This is a genomic window from Paeniglutamicibacter kerguelensis (genome assembly GCF_017876535.1).
Classification (GTDB): Bacteria; Actinomycetota; Actinomycetes; order Actinomycetales; family Micrococcaceae; genus Paeniglutamicibacter; species Paeniglutamicibacter kerguelensis.
This window is the reverse complement of record NZ_JAGIOF010000001.1, coordinates 3,140,331-3,161,788: the sequence shown is the minus strand read 5'-3', so window position 1 is coordinate 3,161,788 and position 21,458 is coordinate 3,140,331. Positions and strand designations below refer to the sequence as shown.

Here is a 21,458-nt window from a genome sequence, read left to right as displayed (position 1 = left end):
CCTAGACGGAACGGGCATATTGCGCGGCCGTTGCCTAGGATGGATCGGGTGTCTGGGAAAAAGAATCCGGCGGCCCGCGCGCTGCCGGTAATCGTTGTGTGTGCCGTGCTCGGCACCGCCGCATTGGCGGCGCTTGCGCTGTTGCTGGGTGTTGCCGTCGACGGGTACCTGGCCGGCGGTGCGGGTGTCTCCGCCGCCTGGGTTGCCGCGGCGCTTGTTGCCCTGCTGGTGGCCGGTGCCGCGGCCGTGGTTGCCCCGCGGCTCGTCGCCCGGGCCACCGGGGGCCAGGAAGCCGACGACCGCCGGGCGGTGCTGCTGAAGTACTTTGCCCTGGGGCAGGGCTACACCGGGGCCCGGGCCGGCGGCGAGCTGGTCTCCCTGGCCACCGACGCCGTGGAGAAGCGCGCGCGATTCAGGGCGGGGTTCAGCGCCCCGGCGCTGGCCGCGGTGCTCGCCCCGATCCTGGTGGTGCTGGTCATCGGGGTCTTCATCGACCCGGTGTCGGCGCTGCTGTTGGCCATCGCACTGCCGGTGATCCCGGTGCTCGTGACCGGGTTCCAGAAGCTCTTCAGGTCCTCGAGCGCCAACTACCGCCGCAGCCAGGGCATGCTTGCCGCCTCCTTCATGGACGCGCTCAACGGGTTGGGCATGCTGCGGCTGAACAACGCCGAGGGCGCCGCGGGAGCCAAGATCGCCGCCGCCTCCGAGCGGGTGCGCCGCCAAGTCATGAAACTGCTGGCCGGCAACCAGCTGGTGCTGCTTGTCATCGATGCGACGTTCGCACTGGGGTTGGTCACCGGGTCCGTGGTGCTGGCCGGCTGGCGGCTGGGTGGCGGGCACATCAGCCCGGGCCAGGGCGTGGCCATGGTTTTGTTGAGCACGCTGATGCTCCAGCCCGTCGCGTTCGTCGGCGGCTTCTTTTATATCGGCATGACCGGCCGGGCCGCGGAAAAGGAAATTACCGGGCTGCTGGAATTGGACCCGGACGTCGCGCCGGACGTCGCGCCGGAGGCCGCGCCCGTCGCGGGGACGGCCCGCGGAATCGTCGGCGGGCTGGCCGTCGAAAACCTCAGCGCCGGGTACGGCGGGCGAACGGTGTTGCACGAGGTGTCCCTCCAATTCCCGGCGGGATCCCATACGGCCGTGATCGGTCCCTCCGGGTCGGGGAAGACGACGCTGGCCAGGGTGTTGCAGGGGCAGCTGGTGCCCGCCGCCGGGGCTGTGCTTGACGGTTCCGGAAACAAGGTTGGTCCGCTGCGGCTGCGCGCAGCAAGCGCGGTGCTGGACCAGGGCGCCGGGCTGCTGGGCGGCAGCGTGGCGTACAACCTGCGCGTGGGCGGGCCGCACGCCACCGACGCGGAACTGCGCGCGGTGCTGGGCCGGGTGGGCCTGGAAGCGCTGGGACTCGAAACCCCCGTGGGGGAGAACGGCCACGGGCTCTCCGGCGGCCAGGCCCAGAGGCTGGGCCTGGCCCGCGCGCTGCTGGCCGCCCGGCCCGTGCTGGTCATCGACGAGCCGACCTCCGACCTGGATCCCGACAACGAGGCGCGGGTGCTGGAAACCCTGGCCTCGGCAACCGGGGACAAGACCACCATCACCATCACGCACCGGCTGGGCCTGCTCTCCGGCTGCGACAGGGTCGCGGTGCTGGAGCACGGGCGGGTTATCGAGGCGGGCCCGCTGGAGACGGTGCTGGCAGCCGGCGGCTACCTGGCCGCGGCGCTTGCGGCCGCACGCGCTGGAACCGATTCGATCCCACGGGGGGAAGCATGAAACGCCGGCAGTTGATCGGGTGGCTGCTGCGGACCTGCCGCAGCGTGCTGGGCCCGCTGGGGCTGGCCAGCGTGCTGGGCATCGCCCACAAGCTCAGCAACCTCGCCCTCTACTTGGTGGCGGGCATTGCCCTGGGCCAGGGTGCCCAGGCCTGGCTTTCCGGCGGGCAAGCCCCGTCGCTCTGGCCGGTGGCGGCCTGGCTGGCGGGGCTCTCGCTGTTGAAGGGCGCCCTGCGCTACGGCGAACAGTACTTCGGCCACAAGGTCGCGTTCAAGGCGTTGGCGCTGCTGCGCAACGAGCTCTATGCCGCGCTCGCCCCGCAGGCGCCGTTCAACGCCCGCACCCGGGCCGGCGGCGACATGCTCACCCGCGCCACCCGCGACATCGACAGGGTCGAGGTCTTCTTTGCCCACACGATCCCGCCGCTTCTCGCCGCCCTGGTGGTCCCGGTGCTCGTCGTGGTCTCGGTGGCAACCTTCGCCGATGCGGCGCTCGCCGGGATCCTCGCCGCGGGGTTGCTGCTTACGGGTCTTTGTGTGCCGCTGCTGGGGCTGCGAACCACGCGCTCCGCCGCGCGGGAGGCAACCGCCGTCCGCGCCCGCATGGCCCAGCACGTGAGCGAATCCGTGCGGGCCGCCGGGACCATCGTCGCGTTCGGCCACGAGCCGGCGCGGGCGGCCGAACTGGCGGAACTGGATGCCGCGCTGGGTGCGGCGTTGGCCCGCGGGGCCGCGGCCGCATCCTGGCGGGCGGGCCTGAAGGCAGTCCTGCCGTGGGGAACCACCGTGCTGTTGTGCCTGGCCGGGCTGGGTCAGGTGGCCGGCGGGAGCCTAGGACTGGAGCAGTTCCTGTGCCTGCTGCTCATTGCTGTTCCGTCCTTCGCGCCGGTGCTTGAGGTCGACGGTTTTGTCTCCGGGCTGCAGGATTCCCTGGCCTCCGCCGAGCGGCTGCATTCGCTGGTGCACCGGGCCCCGTTGGTGGCGGACCCGGAGAAGCCCGTGGCGCTGCCCGAGGGTCCGTTGGGCCTCGAGGTGCGGAATGCAGGCCTGGTCTTGGAGGGGGAGTCCGGCCCGGTGGCCGTGCTCGATTCGCTGGACCTGTCGGTTCCCGCCGGCGGATCGCTGGCCGTGGTGGGCGGATCCGGCTCCGGCAAGTCGACGCTCGCCGCCCTGCTGGTGCGCGCCATGGACCCGGGAACCGGAGCGGTGTTCCTGGGGGAGGGCAACGTGCGCGACGCGGCGCTGAAGGACGTCCGCGGGGCGATCGCCATGGTCTCGCAGCGCGAGCATCTCATGCGCGGCACGCTGCGCGCCAACCTGCTGGTCGCCAACCCCGCGGCCGGGGACGACGAACTGCGCACCGCCTGCCAACGGGCGGGGCTGGGGCAGTGGCTGGCGGCCCAGCCCAAGGGCCTGGATGCGCCGCTGGGCGAGCGCGGCGGCAGGGTGTCCGGCGGGCAGGCCCAGCGCGTGGCCTTGGCCAGGGCGTTCGTGAAGGACGCCCGGGTGCTGGTGCTCGACGAGGCAACCAGTGCGCTTGACGTGCACACCGAGTCGCTGGTGATGGACTCGGTGCGGCAGCTGGTGGCCGAGGGCCGCACCGTGGTGGTCATTGCGCACCGCATGCGCACCGTCCTGTGGGTCGACGAAGTCGCCGTGCTGGACGGCGGGCGGCTGGTCGAATCCGATGCCCCCGCCCAGCTGGCGCGGCGCGAACACGGGCGCTTTGCCGCGCTGCTGCGCCGCGAACGCGAGTCGCTGGGGGAGTAGGGCAAACGGCCAGGCAGACAGCGGTGCCCCCGCCGAAAATGCTTCGGCGGGGGCACCGGCATCCTGTCCCGGCGGTTAGCCGCGCAGGTGGCGCCGGTTGCGGACCATGAGCACGGCGGGGATCAACAGCAGTCCCAGCGGGACCAGCAGCAGCGCCGCACTCGGCCCGGTGCTGATCTTCGCGGCCGAAACGGCCTGGGTGCTGAGCTCCAGCTTGGAGGTGCCGGCCGCAAGTTCCGTCGAGCCGTTGGAGAGCGTTGCCATGCCTTCGGCCAACTGGCCGTTGCCGTCGGCCAGGGACCCTGCCCCGGCATCGAGCTTGCCTGCGCCGGCGGACAAGTCGGAGGCGCCCCGTTCGAGCGTTCCCAGGCCCAGTCCCAGCTTTTCGGTGCCCGCCGCCAGCTTGGAGGCCCCGGCGTCGAGCTCGCCGGCTCCCCGGTCCAGCTTGGAGTTGCCCGCTGCCAGGTCCGATGCCCCGTTCTTCAGCTTTGTGGCTCCCGCGGCGGCGGAGCTTGCGCCGGCGGCAAGGGCGGGAGCCTTGGAAGCGAGTTTGCCGGTGCCGTCCTTGAGGGTGCCGGTTCCGGCCAGCAGGTCCTTGGTTCCCGCGGCAAGCTTCTTGCCGCCTTCAGCAAGTGCGCCCGCGCCGCCGTGCAATTCCTGTGCGCCGGCGGAAAGCGTGGACGTGCCGGCGGCAAGGTCCTTGCCGCCTTCCGCGAGCCTGGACCCGCCGTCGCCGAGCAGCGCCGCGCCGTCAACCAGGCTGCCGGTGCCGGCCGCGAGCCTGCCCACGCCCGTGCTCAGGTCCAGGGATCCCGCGGCGAGCGTCTCGGTGCCCTGAGCCAGTGCGCCTGCCCCGGCGCCGAGCGAACCGAGCCCGGTGAGGAGGCCCTTCGCTGAATCGTTGAAGCCGGCGTCAAGCCGTCCGAGGCCCGCGTTGAGGTCCTTCGCGCCGGCGTCCAGCGCTGTTGCGCCGTCCTTGAGGGTGTCGATGCCGCCGGTTAGCAGCTTGCCGCTGGCACCGAGCTGCGCGAGCCCGCCGTCGATCTGCAGCGCGCCGGTGTTGAGTGCCTTGGCGCCCGCGTTCAGGGCAGCCGCCTGCGCCGGCAGGGACTTCGTCTTGGTCTTGAGCTCGTCCAGTCCGTCCAGGAGCTGGGTGCTTCCGGCGCGCAGCCGTCCTGCGCCCGCAGCCAACGTGCCGGTGCCGGCCTTGAGCTGCCCCAAGCCGCCGTTGAGGTTTGCCGCCCCTGCCTGCAGCCCCTCGACCTTGGCTTGCAGGTCCGCCGCGGTGAGCCCGGGGTTGTCGTTCATGAAGGAAACAAGTCCGTTGAGGTTCGCGTTGAGGTCCGCGGCACCGTCCTTCAGGGCGCCGATGCTCTGGTTTGCGTCGTTGGCCCCGGCGAGCAGGTCGCTGGCGCCTGCCTGCACGGTGGTGGCGCCGCCGGCGGCTGCGGAGATTCCCTGCTGCAATGCGGGGGCGTCCGCCGCCAGCTCCGCGGTTCCGGCCTGCAGGTCGGTGCTTCCCTTGGACAGGTCGGCGGATCCCTTCTTGAGTGCGTCGACGCCGGCGACCAGGGCGGGGGCCTTTGCCGCAAGGTCGCCGAGGCCCGCGGCGAGCTTGCCGCTTCCGGCCGCGAGGTCGGAAGAACCGGCCGCTGCCGAGGAGGTTCCGGCCGCGAGCTGTTTGGCACCGTCGTTTGCGGCCTGGGTGCCGGCCGCCAGCTGCTTGGCACCGTCGTTTGCCGCGGCTGCGCCCGTGGCGAGCCGCTGGGAGCCGCCGCTGAGGGCTTGCGCGCCGGTGTTGACCTCTGCGGTTCCCGCGCCGAACGTGGTGAGGCCGGCCGACAGGTCCCGGGCGCCGTCCTTCAGGCTCCGGGCTCCCGCGTCGATCGCCGAGGCACCGCCGGAAAGGGCCAGGGTGCCGGCCTGGAGTTGGGAGGCCCCGTCGCTCAACGCCCCTGCGCCGTCGTTGGCCGCCGATGTGCCGGCCTGCAGTTTGCCGGCGCCCGCGTCCAGCTTGCCGGCCGCGGCGTCGACCTTGTTGGTGCCGTCAACGAGTTTGTGCACGCCGGTGGAGAGTTCTGCCGCGCCGTTGCTGAGTTTGACCGATCCGGCTGCCGCGCTGTTTGCGCCGTCGGCGAGCTTGGTGGTGCCCTCGTGCAGGGAGCCGGCGCCCTCGGTCAGTTCCCCGGCGCCGGTGTTGGCGTCCCGGGCCCCGTCGGCAAGCTTGGTTGCGCCCGCGGACAGTTCGCCCGTGCCTGCCGCGAGCGTTGCGGCTCCCTCGGCCGCGCTGCCAGAACCATCGACCAACTTGGCGACACCGTCGTTGGCCTGGCCCATGCCCTTGTTCAGGGCCGAGGCGCCGGTGGCCACTTGGGAGGAGAACATCGCGTAGAACGCGACGAAGGCTATGAGGAACAGGCCGAGCAGGGCGGTGATGACGGCATGCATGAGAGTGTGCCGTTTGGCTGCAACATGTGCATTCAACTGGATTCCTTGTGTTGTGCGGGCGGTGAAAGTGTCGCGTTTTTGGGCGCACTGAAGTACGCCTCGTCGCGCGGACGGGTGGTATCGGGAATGGTGCGGGTATGTGATCTGGCTAACAATTTTTGGAGCTAGCAATATTAAACTTACTCGCGGGTAGGTTTTCAAGAGTTTTGGCGAATAAACTTACTGCGCAGTAAGTTGAAGGTTCGGGGCAATCCTCCGGCTGCCGGGCACCCGGACGTGGACCGGTGCCGATTTTCCGGGAAAAGCCCTCCAACAGGGGGCAACGAAGCTATAGGCTCACACCCATGGTGAGATTTCTGATTTTGGCATTGCTGTCGGTCTTGGGATTCGTCACGATCGTGGCCGCATCCCTTGGCTCAACCGGGTGGTGGATCCTTGCAGCACTGGCGCTGGCCCTGCTGGGGCTCGGCATCCACGACGTGCTGCAAACCAAGCACGCAATCCTGCGCAATTTCCCGGTGCTCGGGCGCATGCGCTTCCTGCTCGAATCGATTCGCCCCGAAATGCAGCAGTATTTCATTGAACGCAACACGGACGGGCGCCCGTTCGCCCGCGATACCCGATCGCTGATCTATGCGCGGGCCAAGGGTGCCGACAGCCACAAGGCCTTCGGCACGGAACTCGACGTCAACGAGGTCGGCTACGAATTCCTGTTGCATTCCACGGTGCCCGTCAACGCCCCGGCCGAACAACACCGGGTGCGCATCGGAGGGCCCGACTGCCTGCAGCCCTACGACATCTCCTTGATGAACGTGTCCTCGATGAGTTTCGGTGCGCTGTCCAAGAATGCGGTGCTCGCCATGAACAAGGGCGCGGCCATGGGAGGGTTTGTCCATGAAACGGGCGAGGGTGGACTGACCAAATACCACCTGGAATACGGGGCCGACCTGTTCTGGGAAATCGGCTCCGGCTACTTCGGCTGCCGCGACGCGGACGGCAACTTCGATCCCGACCGCTTCGCCGCCAAGGCCGCCCACGGGAACGTCAAGGGCATCACCATCAAGTTGTCCCAGGGCGCCAAGCCCGGGCTAGGAGGGGTGCTTCCCGCCGCCAAGGTCACCCAGGAAATCGCGGCCGCCCGCGAAATCCCGATGGGCGTCGACTGCATTTCCCCCGCCTCGCACTCGTCCTTCTCCACGCCGCGGGAGCTCATGGCGTTCGTGAAGCACCTGCGCGATCTCTCCGGCGGCAAACCCGTCGGCTACAAGTTCTGCGTGGGATCGCGCACCGACGTCTTGGCGATGTGCAAGGCCATGCTTGAAACCGGCATCACCCCCGACTTCATCACCGTCGACGGCTCCGAGGGCGGCACCGGCGCCGCGCCGCTTGAGTACGAGGACCACGTGGGTACGCCGCTGACCGAGGGGCTCATGCTGGTGCACAATGCACTCGTCGGCTGCGGGTTGCGCGACAAGGTTCGGCTGGGCGCCGCGGGAAAGGTCGCCACCGGCTCGGACATCGTCAAGCGGCTCATCCAGGGTGCCGATTTCACCTTCAGCGCGCGTTCGATGATGATGGCCACCGGCTGCATCCAAGCCCAGAAATGCCACACCAACGAATGCCCGGTGGGCGTGGCAACCCAGAACGCGCACCTGTACCGGGCCCTTGACGTGCTGGACAAGGGCAACCGCGTCTACAACTACCACAAGCTCACCGTCCAGGAGGCTGCGCAGCTGATGGCCTCCATGGGTGTCTCCCACCCCTCGCAGCTGAACCCGCGCATGTTGCGCCGGCGCATCGACCACCTGACGACGCGCAGCTACGCGGCCCTGCACACATGGGTGGCACCCGGTGAACTGCTCCGAGAACCTGCGCGCGGATGGCTGGCCGACTGGACCGAAGCCGACGCCGACACCTTCGGCGAACACGCTCCCATGCCGTGGCCGACGCCCCGCGAACCGGCAGCGGCGCCGGTTGAGCTTGCTGAAACGGTGGAGCCCAAGCGCGTGGAACCCAAGGACTCGACGCACAAGGCGGTGGCCCCGGTCCACCCGCACGCCAAGCGCCCCGAGGGCCGCCTCGCGCCCAAGAACCCCATCCCCAAGCGCTAAACCGGCCGTCATCAAGGCCGGTCGGGGAGCCCCTGCACGGAATAATTGCCGGCATGGCAGTATCCGCCCCGGCCCGGCCCCTCGGCTTCCCTTCGATCCTTGCCCACGCCTTCTTCCTGCAGGGATCGGTCTACCTGGTGCGCCCGGCCACGTCCTACCGCGCACTGGAACTCGGCGTGGACCCCGGTCTGCTGGGCCTGGTCGTGGCGAGCTTCTCCATCCTGCCGGTGTTCCTTGCCGTGGGCATCGGGCGTGCCACCGACCGCGGACGGGAACAGGGGGTGCTGCTGCTGGGCGCCGGGCTGATGATCGCCGCGGGCTTCGGGCTTCTTTTTGCGGCCGCTTCGCTGCCGGCCCTGCTGGGCTGGAACCTGTTGTTGGGCGTCGGTCACCTGATGAGCCTGATCGGCGAGCAAAGCAGGCTTGCCTCGGCGAAAAACCGCAACATGGACAGGATCTTTGGCTACTACACCACGGTCACGGCGATCGCCCAGGCCGCGGCCCCGCTGCTGCTTGGCTTCCTGGGCGGGGAGAGCGTCCTGCCCGACACTGCGGTGCTGCTGCAGGCCTACCTGTATTCGGCGGTGGCGATGGCCGTCGCTACGCTGTTCATGGCGCGGCATGCGGCTCCGCGCGCCGAGGCCAAAGCCCGGGTGCAGGTCACGCTGTCGGCGGCGTTGAACGTCGAGCCGGCAACCCGCAACACCCTGCTGGCCTCGATCGGGCTGAGCATGATGGTGCTGTGCACCATCGACCTTTTGCAGGTCTACCTGCCGGCCCTCGCGGTGGAGCGCGGAATCCCCGTGCAGACCGTCGGCATCCTGCTGTCCCTGCGCGCCGGCGCAACGGTTCTTTCGCGGCTGGGGCTCGAGAGGCTGGTGCGCACCGTCGGCCGGGCCAGGCTGCTGCTGGCCTCCACCGGGATCTCTGCGGTGCTCATCACGATGTTGGCGATTGACCTGGGAGTGTTCTGGATGGCCGTGCTGCTGGTGCTGGCCGGGTTCAGCTTGGGCATCGGGCAGCCGCTGAGCATGAGCATTGTCTCCGCCGCGGCTTCCGAGGGCACCCGCGGCACCTGGATGTCCATTCGACTGCTGGGCAACAGGCTGGGCCAGGCGGTCATCCCCGTGGGCGTCGGGATCTTCGCCACGGGCCTCGGGGCCGGGGGAGTGTTTGCGGTGCTGGGCTCGACGATGGCCGCCGCGACCCTGGGCTCGATCCTCCCGCTGCGCTCCATGAAGGACTAGTTCGGCTCGGCCACCACCGCGGCGACCGCCGCAACGTCCACCTCGCCGATGCTTGCCGGAACCCATGCCGGGTTGCGGTCCTTGTCGATGACCTGCGCCCGGATGCCCTCGGCGAGGTCGCCGCGGTGCATGAGGTACTTGGCCAGGCGAAGCTCGCGGTCCAGCGCCGAGCGCAGGTGCTCCTCGGCGCGAGCCGCGCGGATGGACTGCAGGGCGCACTCCATGGACGTCGGGCAGTTCGCGCGCATCTGTTCCGCGGCCTCGGCCGCCGCGGAGTGGGACATCGCGTCGAGCCGCTCCAGGATTTCCCCGAGCGTCGGGGCACTGAAGGCGTGGTCGATCCACGGCTGCGCGGCCATCAGCGGGGATGCGGCGAAGGACCCGAAGAGCACCTCGAGCCCGGCGGCGATGTCCGCGGCGTCCATGCCCTCGAAGTCCGGCAGCGCGTCGAGCACGTCGTCGAACTTTTCCCCGTCCACCAGCATGTCCGCGAAGCCGAGTTCCACAGCGTCGACGCCGGAGAACGTGGATGCCGTCAGCGCCAGGTACTCGCCGATGAAGCCTGGGGCCAGCGCCATCAGGTGCGTGCCGCCGACATCGGGGGTGTAGCCGATGCGGGCCTCGGGCATGGCAAAGCTGGAGTCCGGGGTGGCGATGCGGATGGCCGCGTGCGAGGCAAGGCCGATGCCGCCGCCCATGCACAGCCCGTGCGCAAGGGTGACGACCGGCTTGGGGTAGCCGGCGATCATGGCGTCCAGGTCGAACTCCAGGGACAGCAGGTCCGCGAACTCGCCGTGGGCGTCGTTGCTCACCGCACGGTGGAAGTCCTTGATGTCCCCGCCGGCGCAAAAACCGCGCTCGCCCGCCCCGCGCAGGACCACCATGGAGACGGACGGATCGTCCTTCCAGAGCAGCAGCATGTCGGTGAGTGCCTGGAGCATGCCGCGGGTCAGCGCATTGATCTTTGAGGGGCGGTCAAGCGCCAGGATTCCCAGCGGTCCGGTGATTGAAGCGCGGATGTGCGAAGTGATGGTCGGGGTCCTTCCGGAAAATGCCGTGTGCAGGGCGCAAAATGCTAGTAGAAACGCTACAGGCAGGCGCCCCGAAGTGCAGATTCCCGCGGGGCCGGGTCCGGCTTCACATTCCGCCGCCGTGGTGCTCCCGCGGTAGGCTTCAGGGGGATTTTGGGTCGGGCAACGCCTCGGCCGCACTGTGTTTGAGAGGGGTCCTGGCCGATGGCTGAATACGATGAGGAAGACGACCGCGGAGCATTGGCCAAGCGCATCCTGCCCGGGGGCAGGGAACCCGACCCGCGTTTCACCTTGGCCAACGAGCGAACGTTCCTCGCCTGGATCCGCACCTCGCTGGCCTTCCTGGCCGGCGGCATCGCCCTTGAGGCCTTCGCCGCCCACGAATTTCCCGCACCGCTGCGTACCGGCATCTCCGTTTTCCTCATCATCATCGGCATGCTGATCAGCGGCGGGGCGGCCCTGCGCTGGCGGAGGATCGAGCTTTCCATGCGCCACGGCAAGCCGCTGCCGCTGCCGGTGATCATCCCCATCCTGGGCCTGGGCGGAGCAATCGCCGCGGCCATCGTGGCGGTGCTGATCGCGACCAAGCTGTGAGCGTCAACGGGCCTCTGCTTTCCCACGACGATCCGGGGCTGCAACCCGAACGCACCGTGATGTCCTGGGGGAGGACCACGATGTCGCTGTGCGTGGCGGCGCTGGTTTTCCTGAAGTGGTATCCGCACTACGGCACCGGGATCCTGGTGATGCTTGCGTTGTGCCTGTTGGCTGCCGGCGGCATCTATGCCACGCAGCGCAGGCGCTACGCCCTGGCGTCCCACGGCATTGCGCTGGAACGCGTCCATGCGGATGTCGTGGCCGTGCTCGCGATGAGCGGGGCCGTGGTGGGCGTCGGGGCACTGGGCATTTTCCTGGTGCTGACCGACTGAGGCCGGGCCGAGCGGGGCCCCGCGGCAGGTGATCTTTCATGGATTCGGCCGTTGACGTGAGCCGTCCGGGTGCTGGAATGGGCGGCTCGCGTATGATCGGGGTTCATCGCCCTGCTATCTCGCACCCGAAACGTCGTTCAAGGATGTCCATGAGAAAAACAGCCCTCGCCCTTTCCGCAGCCCTGGTGGCCGCCTTGCTGGTTCCGGCGGCGGCCGCGACAGCCCTTGAACCGGCAGCGGTGAATGTCGCGACGGCGAGCATCGCGCAGGACAACGCCACGTACCTGACCAAGGCGGCCAAGAGCCTGGGCGGTGCCAGCGACGGCTCCGGAAAGCTCAAGGACGGAAGTTCCTGGCGCTCGTACCGCGACGGCGTCGTGGTCTACTCGAACAACCGCAGGGCGCTGACGGTGCGCAACGCCATCGCTAAGGCGTGGGCCGACACCGGATGGGAAAACGGCAGGTTCGGCTACCCGAAGGGGGAGCAATACAAATCCGGAAGCGACACGCGGCAGAACTTCAGCGGCGGCGTGCTCGGGGTACGCAGCAACGGAACCTCCTACTGGCTGCCCAGCGTCCCGAAGCTGCCGGACTTCACCGTCTCCGGCGCCGGATGGGGGCACGGAGTTGGCATGAGCCAGTACGGCGCCCGGGCGATGGCAAGCGAGGGCAAGAAGAACGCCACGCAAATTCTCGAGTACTACTACAACCCGGCCAAGGTCACCTCAAGTGCCACGGCGGCGGCAAAAGACATCCGCGTGCAGGTGCTCAAGTCCGCGACCGCCTCGGTGACGGTGGCCGGCGGCGGGATACGGGTCAAGGACCCGACAGCCCAAAAGACCTATACGGCACCGGCCGGCTCCTCGCTGACTTTCAGCCGGAGCGGTTCCCAGCTGAGCTACGTGCTGAAGAACGACAAGGGCCAAAGCGTTGCTGCAAACAAGGTCACGGACAAACTTCGCATCGAATGGGAAGGCACCGGTGCGTGGCCCTCGAGCAAACGTTCCGTTCTCTCCATTCCGAAGGCCAACGCCGAATCATCGACTCCAGGAACCTACAGGCACGGCGTCCTTGAAGCAGGGATCCTGGACAGCCAGGTCAACCTGGTGACTTCGCTCCGCCTGAACGACGAGTACCTCTACGGCCTTGCCGAGGTCCCTTCCTCCTGGCCGGGCGCGGTGCTTCAGGCCCAGGCGATTGCGGGACGCACCTACGCCATGCGCAAGATCGACAAGGTGAGGGCCTCCTGCGACTGCAATGTGACGGACGAGGTGCAGGACCAAAAGTTCACCGGATGGCGCAAGGAAAACGAGCAACCAGGATACGGCGCCATGTGGAAGGCCGCGGTGGACGCCACGGTCTCCCGCAGCGGGGGCACGCCGACCTCCGGCAAGGTCGTCATGTACGGAGGTCGACTGGCCGAAACACTCTATTCCTCATCCACCGGCGGAGCCACCCGCAACAGCGAGGACGTATGGGGCGGCGCAGCGCTTCCGTACCTGCGTTCCCGGGACGACTCATGGTCGCTGAAGCCAAGCGCCAACAACCCCTATGACTCATGGACCCAGAGCGTGAGCCAAGCCAAGATGGCCAAGGTCTTCGGGCTCAACGACGTTGTCTCGGTGAAGATCACCAGAGCCAAGGACCTGACGATCGGCTCGGCCACCGCCACGTCTTCGGCGGGAAGCACCAAGACTTTGACGGGCTCTGCCTTCAGGGGTTCGACCAACGGCATCGGCGCGCGTGCCGCGTGGATCTCCGGAGTGAATGCATCGGGCAATACCCCGGCTGCGACTACGATCAACCCCAACAACTTCTGTACCACGACGGTGAAAACCAGTTCGAGCATCCCCAAGGCGATTGCCTCCCAGCGGGAGGGAGCCGTCATCTGTTTGAAGGCCGGAACCCACAATCCGGCGAACCTGGTGCTCAAGTCCCGCCAAACGTTGGTGGGGCAAGGCAGCAGCTCCACCCGCTTCGATGGAACCACCGCGGTAAGCACCAAGAAGTCGGGCAAGATCTACAAGATTTCCTCCAGCAAGATCCCTTCCAAGGCACCCAAAACGCTCAAATGCACCACCGGCTACCAGTGCAACAGTGCCCAGATTCTCTTTGCCAACGGGATCCAGCTCAATAGGGTCAGTTCCAAGGCGAAGGTGAAGGCCGGCACCTACTGGATCGACCACAAGGGGCGGGCCATCTACACGGGCAAGGCCAGCAGCAAGAAGTACAGGTACTCGATGGCAGCGCAAACCCGCGCCATCTCCCTGGGTACTTGGTCGCGCATGGGCAAGATGAATGTGGTCGGATACGCCAACCCCAGCAACACGGGTGCCGTACGGCTCTCTGGTGCGCATTCGGGGCTGTTCTCCTCGCGGGTGGCCGTGAACCACGGCATCGGCGTGCAAAGCAACGGTGCCGCCACTGAAATCCTGAATTCGACGATCCGGCTTAACGGCCAGGTGGGCATCAGCGCCTCGGGCGGAAAGAACTCCTTCGTTCGGGGAACCGAAATCAGCAAGAACGGTTGGGCCGGCTACAAACCAGCAACGTTCACCGGCGGCATCGCAGCGGCCAACAAGGCAACCATGAAGGTCACCGGCGCGAAGATCCTGGACAACAGCGCCGCTGGGAAGCTCGGGGTGCGCAAGAGCTCGGGCGCCAGTATCTCGGTCGCTTCAAGCACGGTGCGGGGCAACCGGTAGTTGCCTAGCGCCGTTTGGGCGCGATGCTCAATTCCCCGAGTACGGTAGTGAGCCGATCCATGAAGACCCGCACCTTTGGGTTGTGGTTTTCGGGGGATTGCAAGGCAAAGATGCTGCGGGCCAACCTGATCTCCGGCGCATCGATGACCCGGATGCCTTCCGGTGCCTGCAGCATGGCCAGCTCGGGAACCAGCGCGGCGCCAAGGCCCGCTGCGGCCATGTGCAGTGAGGCGTTGAAGTCGTCGCTGTAGGCGACAATCCGCGGGTGGATGTTGAACGCGGAGAAAAGCCGGGAGATGACCGTCGCGTCGCTGGTGCCGGGATGGTGCATGATCCACGGCATGTTGGCCAGCTGTTCGGCACTCACCGTGGAGGAGCTCGAGAGCTTCCAGGAAGCCGGGACCACAACCCTGAACGGATCGTCACCCAGCCATTGGCGTTCCAGCTGGGCGGGCCAGGCAAGTCCGGCCTGTCCTACCTGGAAGATCAACGCCAGGTCGAGTTCGCCGTCCTGGCGCAATCCGGCAACGGTTTGGTGCGGTTCCCCGACGTGCACACGAAGCGCTATGCCAAGCTGGTCCCAATCCGGGGACCCCAGAAGGCGGGGCAACGTGTAGATGGCCAGCGACGGGAAAATGCCGAGCCGCAACTCCTGGAGAGGCTTTCCACTGGGGTCAAGGTCGGGGGTGGACGTGGCGGCAAGCAGCGCGTCGATGTCGGTGAGTACCCGTTGCGCATGGCGGACCATGGTCATGGCCGCAGGCGTGGGCTCAATGCTCTTGGCACCCCGCGTAAAAAGCGTTGTGCCGGTGGTGCGTTCGAGGGCTGTCATCTGTTGCGATACGGCCGAGGGGGTGTAGCCGAGCCGGGTTGCGGCCACGGCAAAGGACTTGTGGTTTACGACTTCGATCAGAGTGCGCAGGTGCACCGGATTGACCACTGGTTCTCCCGAGCCTCAAGGTGATTGGGGTCGGCAACATACGTTGCCAACCCCAATCCTACGGTGCGGAGGCGAGACCCTCGGCTTCTTCCTCGGAAAGCTCTTCCACCCATTCCACTTCCACGGTTTCCTCGTCTTCGGTCGCGTCTTCGGCCGTCAGATCGTCGTCAAGCAGATAGAGGTGTCTGCGCAGAGGGTCCATCGCCCTCATTGTTTCGGGGCTATCGGATGAGCCCTCATAGGGCTGGCCATCGCGGCCATCGCCAGGCTCATACATGTCATCGTCAATTGGCTCATCAAAGACCGTGTCGTCATAGATGTCGCTCATCGTGTCCCTCTATTCACCAAACGCGGTGTTCGTGGATGATCCGCGATTGATTACAGCCTATGTCCCATCCTTGGTTATGGGAATGGGCACTATTTCGCGTGGCACTTCTTCCTGTTCGGGACGGTGATCGCGGCCTGCCGGGGCGTTTGGAGCGAGCCATTTCCCTGCGAAAAAGGCCGGGCTGCAACCACTCGAGGGGAAAGTTCCTCGTGGTCTACAGCCCGGCCCGTTGGCCTTTGGCGTCTAATTAGCCGGCGAGGTTCATGGCCCGGGCGGTGATTTCCACGGATGCCAGGCGCTGGGCCGCACTGCTGGAGTTGTGCACGGTGATCAGCTCGTCGGCCTGCGCCGTGCGCGCGAAGTCCTCAAGGTACTGGGCGACGGTGGCGCCGTCACCCACGGCCGTGTACTTGAGCATGTTCATGATCGATTCTCCGTGCGACGAATCCAGGAGCATGTCGATCTCGGCTTCGGTGAACGGGGTGGGACGGTTCCTGCCCAAGAATAGCTGGATGCGATCGCGTCGGACCTGTTCCATGATCCGGTGGGCATCCGAGTTGCTTTCGGCAGCGACGACTCCCACGCCCGCAATGACATGGGGTTCGGCGAGGAATTCCGAGGGCCGGAATTCGTTCCGGTAAGCGGTTGTCGCCTGGACCAACGCATCGGGTGCGAAGTGCGAGGCAAACGAGTACGGCAGTCCCAGCTGCGCGGCAAGCCGGGCGCCGAAGAGGCTGGATCCCAAGATGTACAGGGGCACGTTGGTTCCGTGCCCGGGGTAGGCGTTGACACCCTCAATGCGCGAATTCTCGCCGAGGTATGCCTGGAGCTCGAGCACGTCATGGGGGAATGCATCGGAAGCGGCGGGGTCGCGGCGAAGGGCCTGGAACGTGAGTTGGTCGGTGCCGGGGGCGCGGCCCAGGCCCAGGTCGATGCGTCCGGGGAACAGCGTTTCAAGGGTGCCGAACTGTTCGGCAATCACCAAGGGGGAGTGGTTGGGCAGCATGATGCCGCCTGACCCCAAGCGAATGCTCTTGGTGTGGTGGGCAATGTGGCCAATGAGCACCGACGTTGCGCTCGAGGCGATCGAGGACATGTTGTGGTGTTCGGCGTACCAGACACGGGTGTAGCCGTTGGCTTCGGCGGTTTGCGCCAGCCGAACGCTTTCGGCAAATGTTTCGGCGGCTGAACCGCCGCTGCGGATGGGGGCAAGATCAAGGATCGACAAGGGAATGCTCACGTAGGATGGCAACCCCGGCCGTGCCTGATTCATTCCCCGGCTGGCTGCTGCGGGTACTTTTGTGGCCGAGGAAACGTAGTATCTGAGCATGAAGCGGACGATGCTTGTCCCTGTGTGCGGATTGCTCCTGGGCTTGCTGAGCGCCTGCACGATTCTTCTCCCGGATGAAACCGAATCGTCCTCTGCATCATCGGCAGACCGGCCGAGGATGCAGGAGCTCCCCGCGGGGTGCCCCTCCGCCGATGGATTCATGGTTCCGGGACCCCTGGGAGCAGGAACCGGTGAAAAGGGCGCAGAACTGCTGCTGGAGCGTTTGAGCGACTGGGCAAATGCCGGGACAGCCATGATTGCCAATGAGCCGGACTGGATCGCTGAATCTCACACGGGGGGGTTGTTTTGAAGCACTTGCCGAGGCGATAGGGCAGGTCTGCGGGCAGGTGCTCTATTCCCGGGAGGGGGACGAGACCCTTACGGAGCTACGGAAAGCCATGGTGGGCGAGAACCTGGGAAACCTGCGTCGGGCCCGTGCGCAGGCGCAGGCCTCCGAAGCCGAGTATTGGCTACTAGGCCTTGTGGGCTCATCGTCGTCCGGTGACGGCCAATTCCTGAAAATGCGCGTGAGCGTGCAGCCCGGAGATTCCACGCAACCGCGGCGTGTGGAGGACTGGATTGTGCTCCTGAAGACGCAGGATGATGTGCCTTCGCTGGCCCATGTGAGCGGTTTCTTGCCCTGGGAACTCCAGTAGCATGCGTGATTAAAACAATTTGGGCGGTACCTCCGCAAGGAGATACCGCCCAAATAGAATCAGCTAATTAGCCGAAGGTGATGATCCGAACTTAGACAGCGCGGATATCGGTGGCCTGAAGGCCCTTCTGGCCCTGAGTTACTTCGAACTCTACGCGCTGGCCTTCTTCAAGCGAACGGAAGCCGTTCGACTGGATGGCGGAGTAGTGAGCGAAAACGTCATCGGAGTTGTCGTCCGGAGCGATGAAGCCGAAGCCCTTTTCGGCGTTGAACCACTTAACGGTACCTGTTGCCATGATGGGTGTGTCCTTTCGAGACTGTCCTGAAATGGGACGTAGGGGAGCGAACTCCACTGTGGAATTCACTTGCAGCTACGTGATTCACCGCGGTTCAGAAAGGTACTCTCCCCGGCAACGGGGTATTTGCACTGCTTTACTGCGAGAAAAACTAGAACTACAAGTACTACGGTACGCGACTATCGGCGCAGTTACTACCCTTTGGCACATAAATGTAGAAAGTTTGCCGTTTAGAGGTCTGGTATTCACCGCTATTTTGGGATTTTGGAGCCGTGCAGGGACGTTGAAAGTGCGGAATTCCGGGGGATTTTTTAGATCCACACAAAATGGGTGCCGTAGGAATCACAATTCCTACGGCACCCATATTCATCGGTGGGCATAAGTGCCCATGGAACTTTCTATGCGGAAGGCGCTGTTTCTGGGGCTGGGGTATGCTCCGGGGTTCGTGCCCCGCGGATGGTTTTTGAAATAACGAAAATCGTAATTACCGTCAAAGCAACTGCAATTCCCGAAGTGATAACCACGCCTGCATCAAATGCGGTTGCCGCGGAAGCGAGAAGCTGATCGGCAATGGAGGCCTGGGATTCAGGAAGGCCCGCAGCGACCTCATGGGCGCCACCCAGGGTTTGGCGTGCCGCCTCGGCCTGTTCGGCGTCCAGTGCGGCCGGCACCCGCAGGTTGCGTGAATAAACGGCGTTGAGAATCGAACCCAATACTGCGGTGCCAAGTACCGAACCAACCTCGTAGGACGTCTCTGAAATCGCTGAGGCAGCACCTGCCTTTGACGCAGGGACTGCCGATAGTGCCAGATCGTTGGACAGTGTCTCGGCCATGCCGACGCCGGCCCCCAATACGCCGAATGCAATCATTAGCGCCGCGACGGAGCCCGACTGCCCAAAGGCAAGCACTATGCCGTAGGCGATGGCGCTCAGTGACAGGCCGGCAATCATCACGGTGGAGACCTTGAACTTGCGCACCAGCGGGACGGCCAAAAGCCCGAATGTCACGGTCAGGGCAAGGCCGGGCAGCATCAGGACGCCTGCCATCATCGGGGTGTTTCCGGCGACCAGCTGCAAGTGCTGGGACAGGAAGTAAATGAAACCAACGAATCCAAAGATGCTGAGCAGGTTCACCGTCAGGGCTCCGGAGAACACCGGGTTGGTGAACAGGCGGACATCAAGCATCGGGTTCGAACGTTTGAGCTGACGGAATACAAAGAGCACGCCGCAGGTAATGCCGATCGCGATGGCCATGATTCCCACCCACGGCGAGGCGGAGTGGGTCAGTTCCTTGACGCCAAAGACGATGGGCAACAGGGTCATGATGACCAGGATGATCGAAATTGGGTCGATGGCACCCGGCTTGGGGTCGCGCGATTCCGGAATTAACACCGGCCCCAGGATCAGCAGCGGCAGCAGCATCGGCACGGCCAGCAGGAATACCGAACCCCACCAGAAGTGCTCGAGGAGGAAACCGCCAACAATCGGTCCGAGTGCGGCGCCGCCGGAGAATGCAGCGGCCCAGATGGCGATGGCCTTGCGGCGTTCATTGGCGTCCGTGAAGATGTTGCGGATCAACGACAAGGTCGCCGGCATCAGCATGGCACCGAAGATACCGAGCAGCGCGCGGGCGGCAATGAGCTGCTCGGCACTCGTGGCAAACGCCGCGGCTGCGGAAACTGCCGCAAAACCGGTCGAGCCAATGAGCAGCATGCGGCGGCGGCCGAAGCGGTCGCCGAGCGATCCCATGGGAACCAGGAGGCCGGCAAGGACCAGCGGGTAGATGTCAATGATCCACAGCAGTTGGTTGCCGGAAGGGGCCAGCGCCGCGGAAAGCGCGGGCACCGCAAAGCTGAGCACGGTGTTGTCCACCGAGATCAGGAGAACGGGGAACATCAGCACCACAAGAGCAGCCCAACGTTTGCGGTTCATTGAACCGGCTTGCTCTTGCGCTGATCGGGTCGTGAGTTTCGAGGTGCTCATGATGATGGGTTTCCTGAAGGAGGGGGACGTTCGGACATTCATAACTGTACCGTCTGGACGGTACAGTTACAATGTGACGATGCCTACCAGAAAGGGATAAGGTTCACTACATGTCTCGCCCCCCATTAGCCAAGGAAAAGATCATCGACGCCTATGTTTCGATGCTCTGTGAAGAAGGCGAACGCGCAGCCACCATGGAGGCCACCGCCGCACGGGCAGGCGTCTCCAAGGGAGGGCTGCTCTACCACTTTGCCTCCAAGGAATTGCTGGCCCAGGGGGCCATCGACGGATTGCTCAGGACCCACGAGGAGGACCTGCAACACATGGGGTCCGCCCCCGAGGGGCCGGCGAGCTACTTTGTGCGCACCAGCACCGTCATCGGCGGGGAACTCGACCGCTACTTCCTGGCCGTGCTTCGACTTGCCCAGGGCGGACACGAACCATCGGTCAAGGCGCTCGAGGACGTCCAGGAGGGCTGGCTGAACCTGATCCAGCTCGAGGTCAAGGACAAGTACGCGGCGGAAGCCATCATGCTCATAGGCGAGGGTCTGTACTACCAAACCTCAATGCCCGGTTCGTGGTCCACGGGCACGTTCGGCAAGGATCTCGATCACCTGCTGAAGCAGGTTGAGCGACTCAAGAACGGAAACTAGCACTCATGCCATTGACCCCACCGCGGCAAAAGATGGCGGGCCGTATCGGTGCGCTACTCGGCATTCTTCTCATGGCATTGTCGCTGCGCGCAGCGGTGGTTTCTGTTCCGCCCCTTTTGGGAAGCATCGGACCGGAACTTGGATTTGATTCCTTCAGCACCGGGTTGCTGGCGATGCTTGCGCCCATCGTTTTTGCAGCCTTTGGCTTGCTTACACCACGGCTGATCCGGTGGTGGGGCCTGGAGAAGATCTTGATCACGGCAGTGTTGTTGGCCATTACAGGACAGCTGCTCAGGGCGGCGGTGGGGGACGTGGCCAGTTTCCTGCTGCTTTCGGTCATCACGCTGGCCGGATACGGCATGGGTAACGTCGTATTGCCACCGCTCGTGAAAAAGTACTTCCCCGACCGTCTGGCGATCGTGACCTCCGGGTACGTGACGATGCTGGCCGTTGGCACCTGGATGAGTCCGCAGTTCTCGGTGCCGCTGGCAAACGCCACCAACTGGCGTTCCTCGATTGCCGCGTGGGCACTGCTTTCTGCCATCGTGTTGGTTCCGTGGACGATACAGATTTTCAAGGACCGGAAGCACCCCCGTCCCGACACTCCCTTGGTCAACGGAATGGTTGCCGCGCCGCCGGCCAAGATCAACCCCTGGCGCTCACCCGTGGCGTGGGGGCTGGCGATTTTCCTTGCCGGCAACTCCGCACAGACCTACGTGTACTTCACCTGGTTGCCGCCGTACCTCGCGTCGCAGGGGCTGGACACCATGACCGCCGGATCCATGCTGGCGCTCTTTGCCATCCTGGGACTGCCGGTCAGCCTGCTGGTGCCGCTGTGGGTTCCGCGGCTTCGCAATCCGATTATCGCGGTACTGGTCTTCACCTCGTTCTGGATCACCGGCCACCTCGGCCTGTATCTTTCGCCCACGCAGGGCACAGCCATTTGGGTTGTCTTTGCCGGCCTGGGGCAGGGCACCTTTGCCATCGCACTGCTGATGATGAACCTGCGCTCGCGCACTACTTACGGCTCAGGAGTGCTTTCCGGATTCAGCCAGGGCCTGGGCTACGCGGGGGCCGCGATCGTGCCAATGCTCTTCGGCATGGTCAAGGACGCAACGGGCGGGTGGAGCGCTTCCTTTGCGATGCTCGGAATCTGCATCGCGGTCATGCTCACCGGCGCCGTGATGATCAACGGGCCGCGCAAGATCGAAGACGGTCCCGACGACGCGGGTGTCCGGCGGCCGCTTGAGCGCGTGGGCTAAGG

General features: G+C 65.6%; 17 protein-coding genes. 10 read left to right on the top strand and 7 right to left on the bottom strand.

Going from position 1 to position 21,458, the window contains the following annotated elements; all coding sequences use genetic code 11:
- Positions 1-48: 48 nt before the first annotated feature.
- Both JOF47_RS14475 and JOF47_RS14470 read left to right on the top strand, forming a co-directional pair.
- Positions 49-1,773 carry an ATP-binding cassette domain-containing protein gene (locus JOF47_RS14475; protein ID WP_209999658.1) on the top strand — a complete coding sequence of 575 codons (1,725 nt, stop codon included), beginning with the start codon at positions 49-51 and terminating at the stop codon, positions 1,771-1,773.
- Positions 1,770-3,542, top strand: coding sequence for an ABC transporter ATP-binding protein (locus JOF47_RS14470; protein WP_209999657.1), 1,773 nt, complete (start codon positions 1,770-1,772; stop codon positions 3,540-3,542). The genes JOF47_RS14475 and JOF47_RS14470 overlap by 4 nt, the downstream gene beginning before the upstream one ends.
- Positions 3,543-3,617: 75 nt before the next feature.
- Here JOF47_RS14470 and JOF47_RS14465 read toward each other — a convergent pair whose 3' ends face one another.
- Complete coding sequence (locus tag JOF47_RS14465) at positions 3,618-6,026, bottom strand: YhgE/Pip domain-containing protein (protein ID WP_209999656.1); 2,409 nt, start codon at positions 6,024-6,026, stop codon at positions 3,618-3,620.
- 308 nt (positions 6,027-6,334) lie between these two features.
- Here JOF47_RS14465 and JOF47_RS14460 point away from each other — a divergent pair, with 308 nt between their 5' ends.
- The gene (locus JOF47_RS14460; RefSeq protein WP_209999655.1) at positions 6,335-8,101 is read left to right on the top strand and encodes an FMN-binding glutamate synthase family protein; all 1,767 of its coding nucleotides are present in this window, start codon (positions 6,335-6,337) and stop codon (positions 8,099-8,101) included.
- Positions 8,102-8,154: 53 nt separating this feature from the next.
- Positions 8,155-9,348: an MFS transporter gene (locus tag JOF47_RS14455; protein ID WP_209999654.1), complete on the top strand. Its 1,194-nt coding sequence runs from the start codon at positions 8,155-8,157 to the stop codon at positions 9,346-9,348.
- On the opposite strand, the gene JOF47_RS14450 is transcribed toward JOF47_RS14455, so the two are convergent.
- Positions 9,345-10,367 (bottom strand): enoyl-CoA hydratase/isomerase family protein, encoded by a 1,023-nt coding sequence (locus JOF47_RS14450; protein ID WP_342592861.1) that lies wholly within the window; start codon positions 10,365-10,367, stop codon positions 9,345-9,347. The two genes, JOF47_RS14455 and JOF47_RS14450, sit on opposite strands and share 4 nt — an antisense overlap.
- Before the next feature lie 216 nt (positions 10,368-10,583).
- On the opposite strand from JOF47_RS14450, the gene JOF47_RS14445 reads away from it, so the two are divergent.
- From JOF47_RS14445 to JOF47_RS14435, 3 genes are all read left to right on the top strand, one after another.
- Positions 10,584-10,973 carry a YidH family protein gene (locus JOF47_RS14445; RefSeq protein ID WP_209999653.1) on the top strand — a complete coding sequence of 130 codons (390 nt, stop codon included), beginning with the start codon at positions 10,584-10,586 and terminating at the stop codon, positions 10,971-10,973.
- The gene (locus tag JOF47_RS14440) at positions 10,970-11,305 is read left to right on the top strand and encodes a DUF202 domain-containing protein (protein ID WP_209999652.1); all 336 of its coding nucleotides are present in this window, start codon (positions 10,970-10,972) and stop codon (positions 11,303-11,305) included. Before JOF47_RS14445 ends, JOF47_RS14440 begins: the two co-directional genes overlap by 4 nt.
- 149 nt (positions 11,306-11,454) lie before the next feature.
- Positions 11,455-14,010, top strand: coding sequence for a SpoIID/LytB domain-containing protein (locus JOF47_RS14435; protein ID WP_209999651.1), 2,556 nt, complete (start codon positions 11,455-11,457; stop codon positions 14,008-14,010).
- 4 nt (positions 14,011-14,014) lie between these two features.
- On the opposite strand, the gene JOF47_RS14430 is transcribed toward JOF47_RS14435, so the two are convergent.
- The 3 genes from JOF47_RS14430 to JOF47_RS14420 form a co-directional block, all read right to left on the bottom strand.
- Positions 14,015-14,950 (bottom strand): LysR family transcriptional regulator, encoded by a 936-nt coding sequence (locus JOF47_RS14430; RefSeq protein WP_209999650.1) that lies wholly within the window; start codon positions 14,948-14,950, stop codon positions 14,015-14,017.
- 58 nt (positions 14,951-15,008) lie between these two features.
- Positions 15,009-15,278 carry a hypothetical protein gene (locus JOF47_RS14425; protein WP_209999648.1) on the bottom strand — a complete coding sequence of 90 codons (270 nt, stop codon included), beginning with the start codon at positions 15,276-15,278 and terminating at the stop codon, positions 15,009-15,011.
- Between the two features lie 247 nt (positions 15,279-15,525).
- Positions 15,526-16,518: an LLM class flavin-dependent oxidoreductase gene (locus tag JOF47_RS14420; protein WP_209999646.1), complete on the bottom strand. Its 993-nt coding sequence runs from the start codon at positions 16,516-16,518 to the stop codon at positions 15,526-15,528.
- 488 nt (positions 16,519-17,006) lie between these two features.
- On the opposite strand from JOF47_RS14420, the gene JOF47_RS14415 reads away from it, so the two are divergent.
- Positions 17,007-17,264 (top strand): hypothetical protein, encoded by a 258-nt coding sequence (locus JOF47_RS14415; RefSeq protein WP_209999644.1) that lies wholly within the window; start codon positions 17,007-17,009, stop codon positions 17,262-17,264.
- Positions 17,265-17,355: 91 nt separating this feature from the next.
- On the opposite strand, the gene cspE is transcribed toward JOF47_RS14415, so the two are convergent.
- A complete protein-coding gene (gene cspE / locus JOF47_RS14410; RefSeq protein ID WP_007271190.1) occupies positions 17,356-17,559 on the bottom strand; it encodes a transcription antiterminator/RNA stability regulator CspE in 204 nt (67 codons plus the stop codon).
- A gap of 398 nt (positions 17,560-17,957) precedes the next feature.
- Positions 17,958-19,541 (bottom strand): MFS transporter, encoded by a 1,584-nt coding sequence (locus tag JOF47_RS14405; RefSeq protein WP_245356378.1) that lies wholly within the window; start codon positions 19,539-19,541, stop codon positions 17,958-17,960.
- A gap of 110 nt (positions 19,542-19,651) precedes the next feature.
- On the opposite strand from JOF47_RS14405, the gene JOF47_RS14400 reads away from it, so the two are divergent.
- Together JOF47_RS14400 and JOF47_RS14395 are read left to right on the top strand one after the other, a co-directional pair.
- Complete coding sequence (locus JOF47_RS14400) at positions 19,652-20,194, top strand: TetR/AcrR family transcriptional regulator (RefSeq protein ID WP_209999641.1); 543 nt, start codon at positions 19,652-19,654, stop codon at positions 20,192-20,194.
- 5 nt (positions 20,195-20,199) lie between these two features.
- Positions 20,200-21,456 (top strand): MFS transporter, encoded by a 1,257-nt coding sequence (locus JOF47_RS14395; RefSeq protein WP_209999639.1) that lies wholly within the window; start codon positions 20,200-20,202, stop codon positions 21,454-21,456.
- Positions 21,457-21,458: the final 2 nt, after the last annotated feature.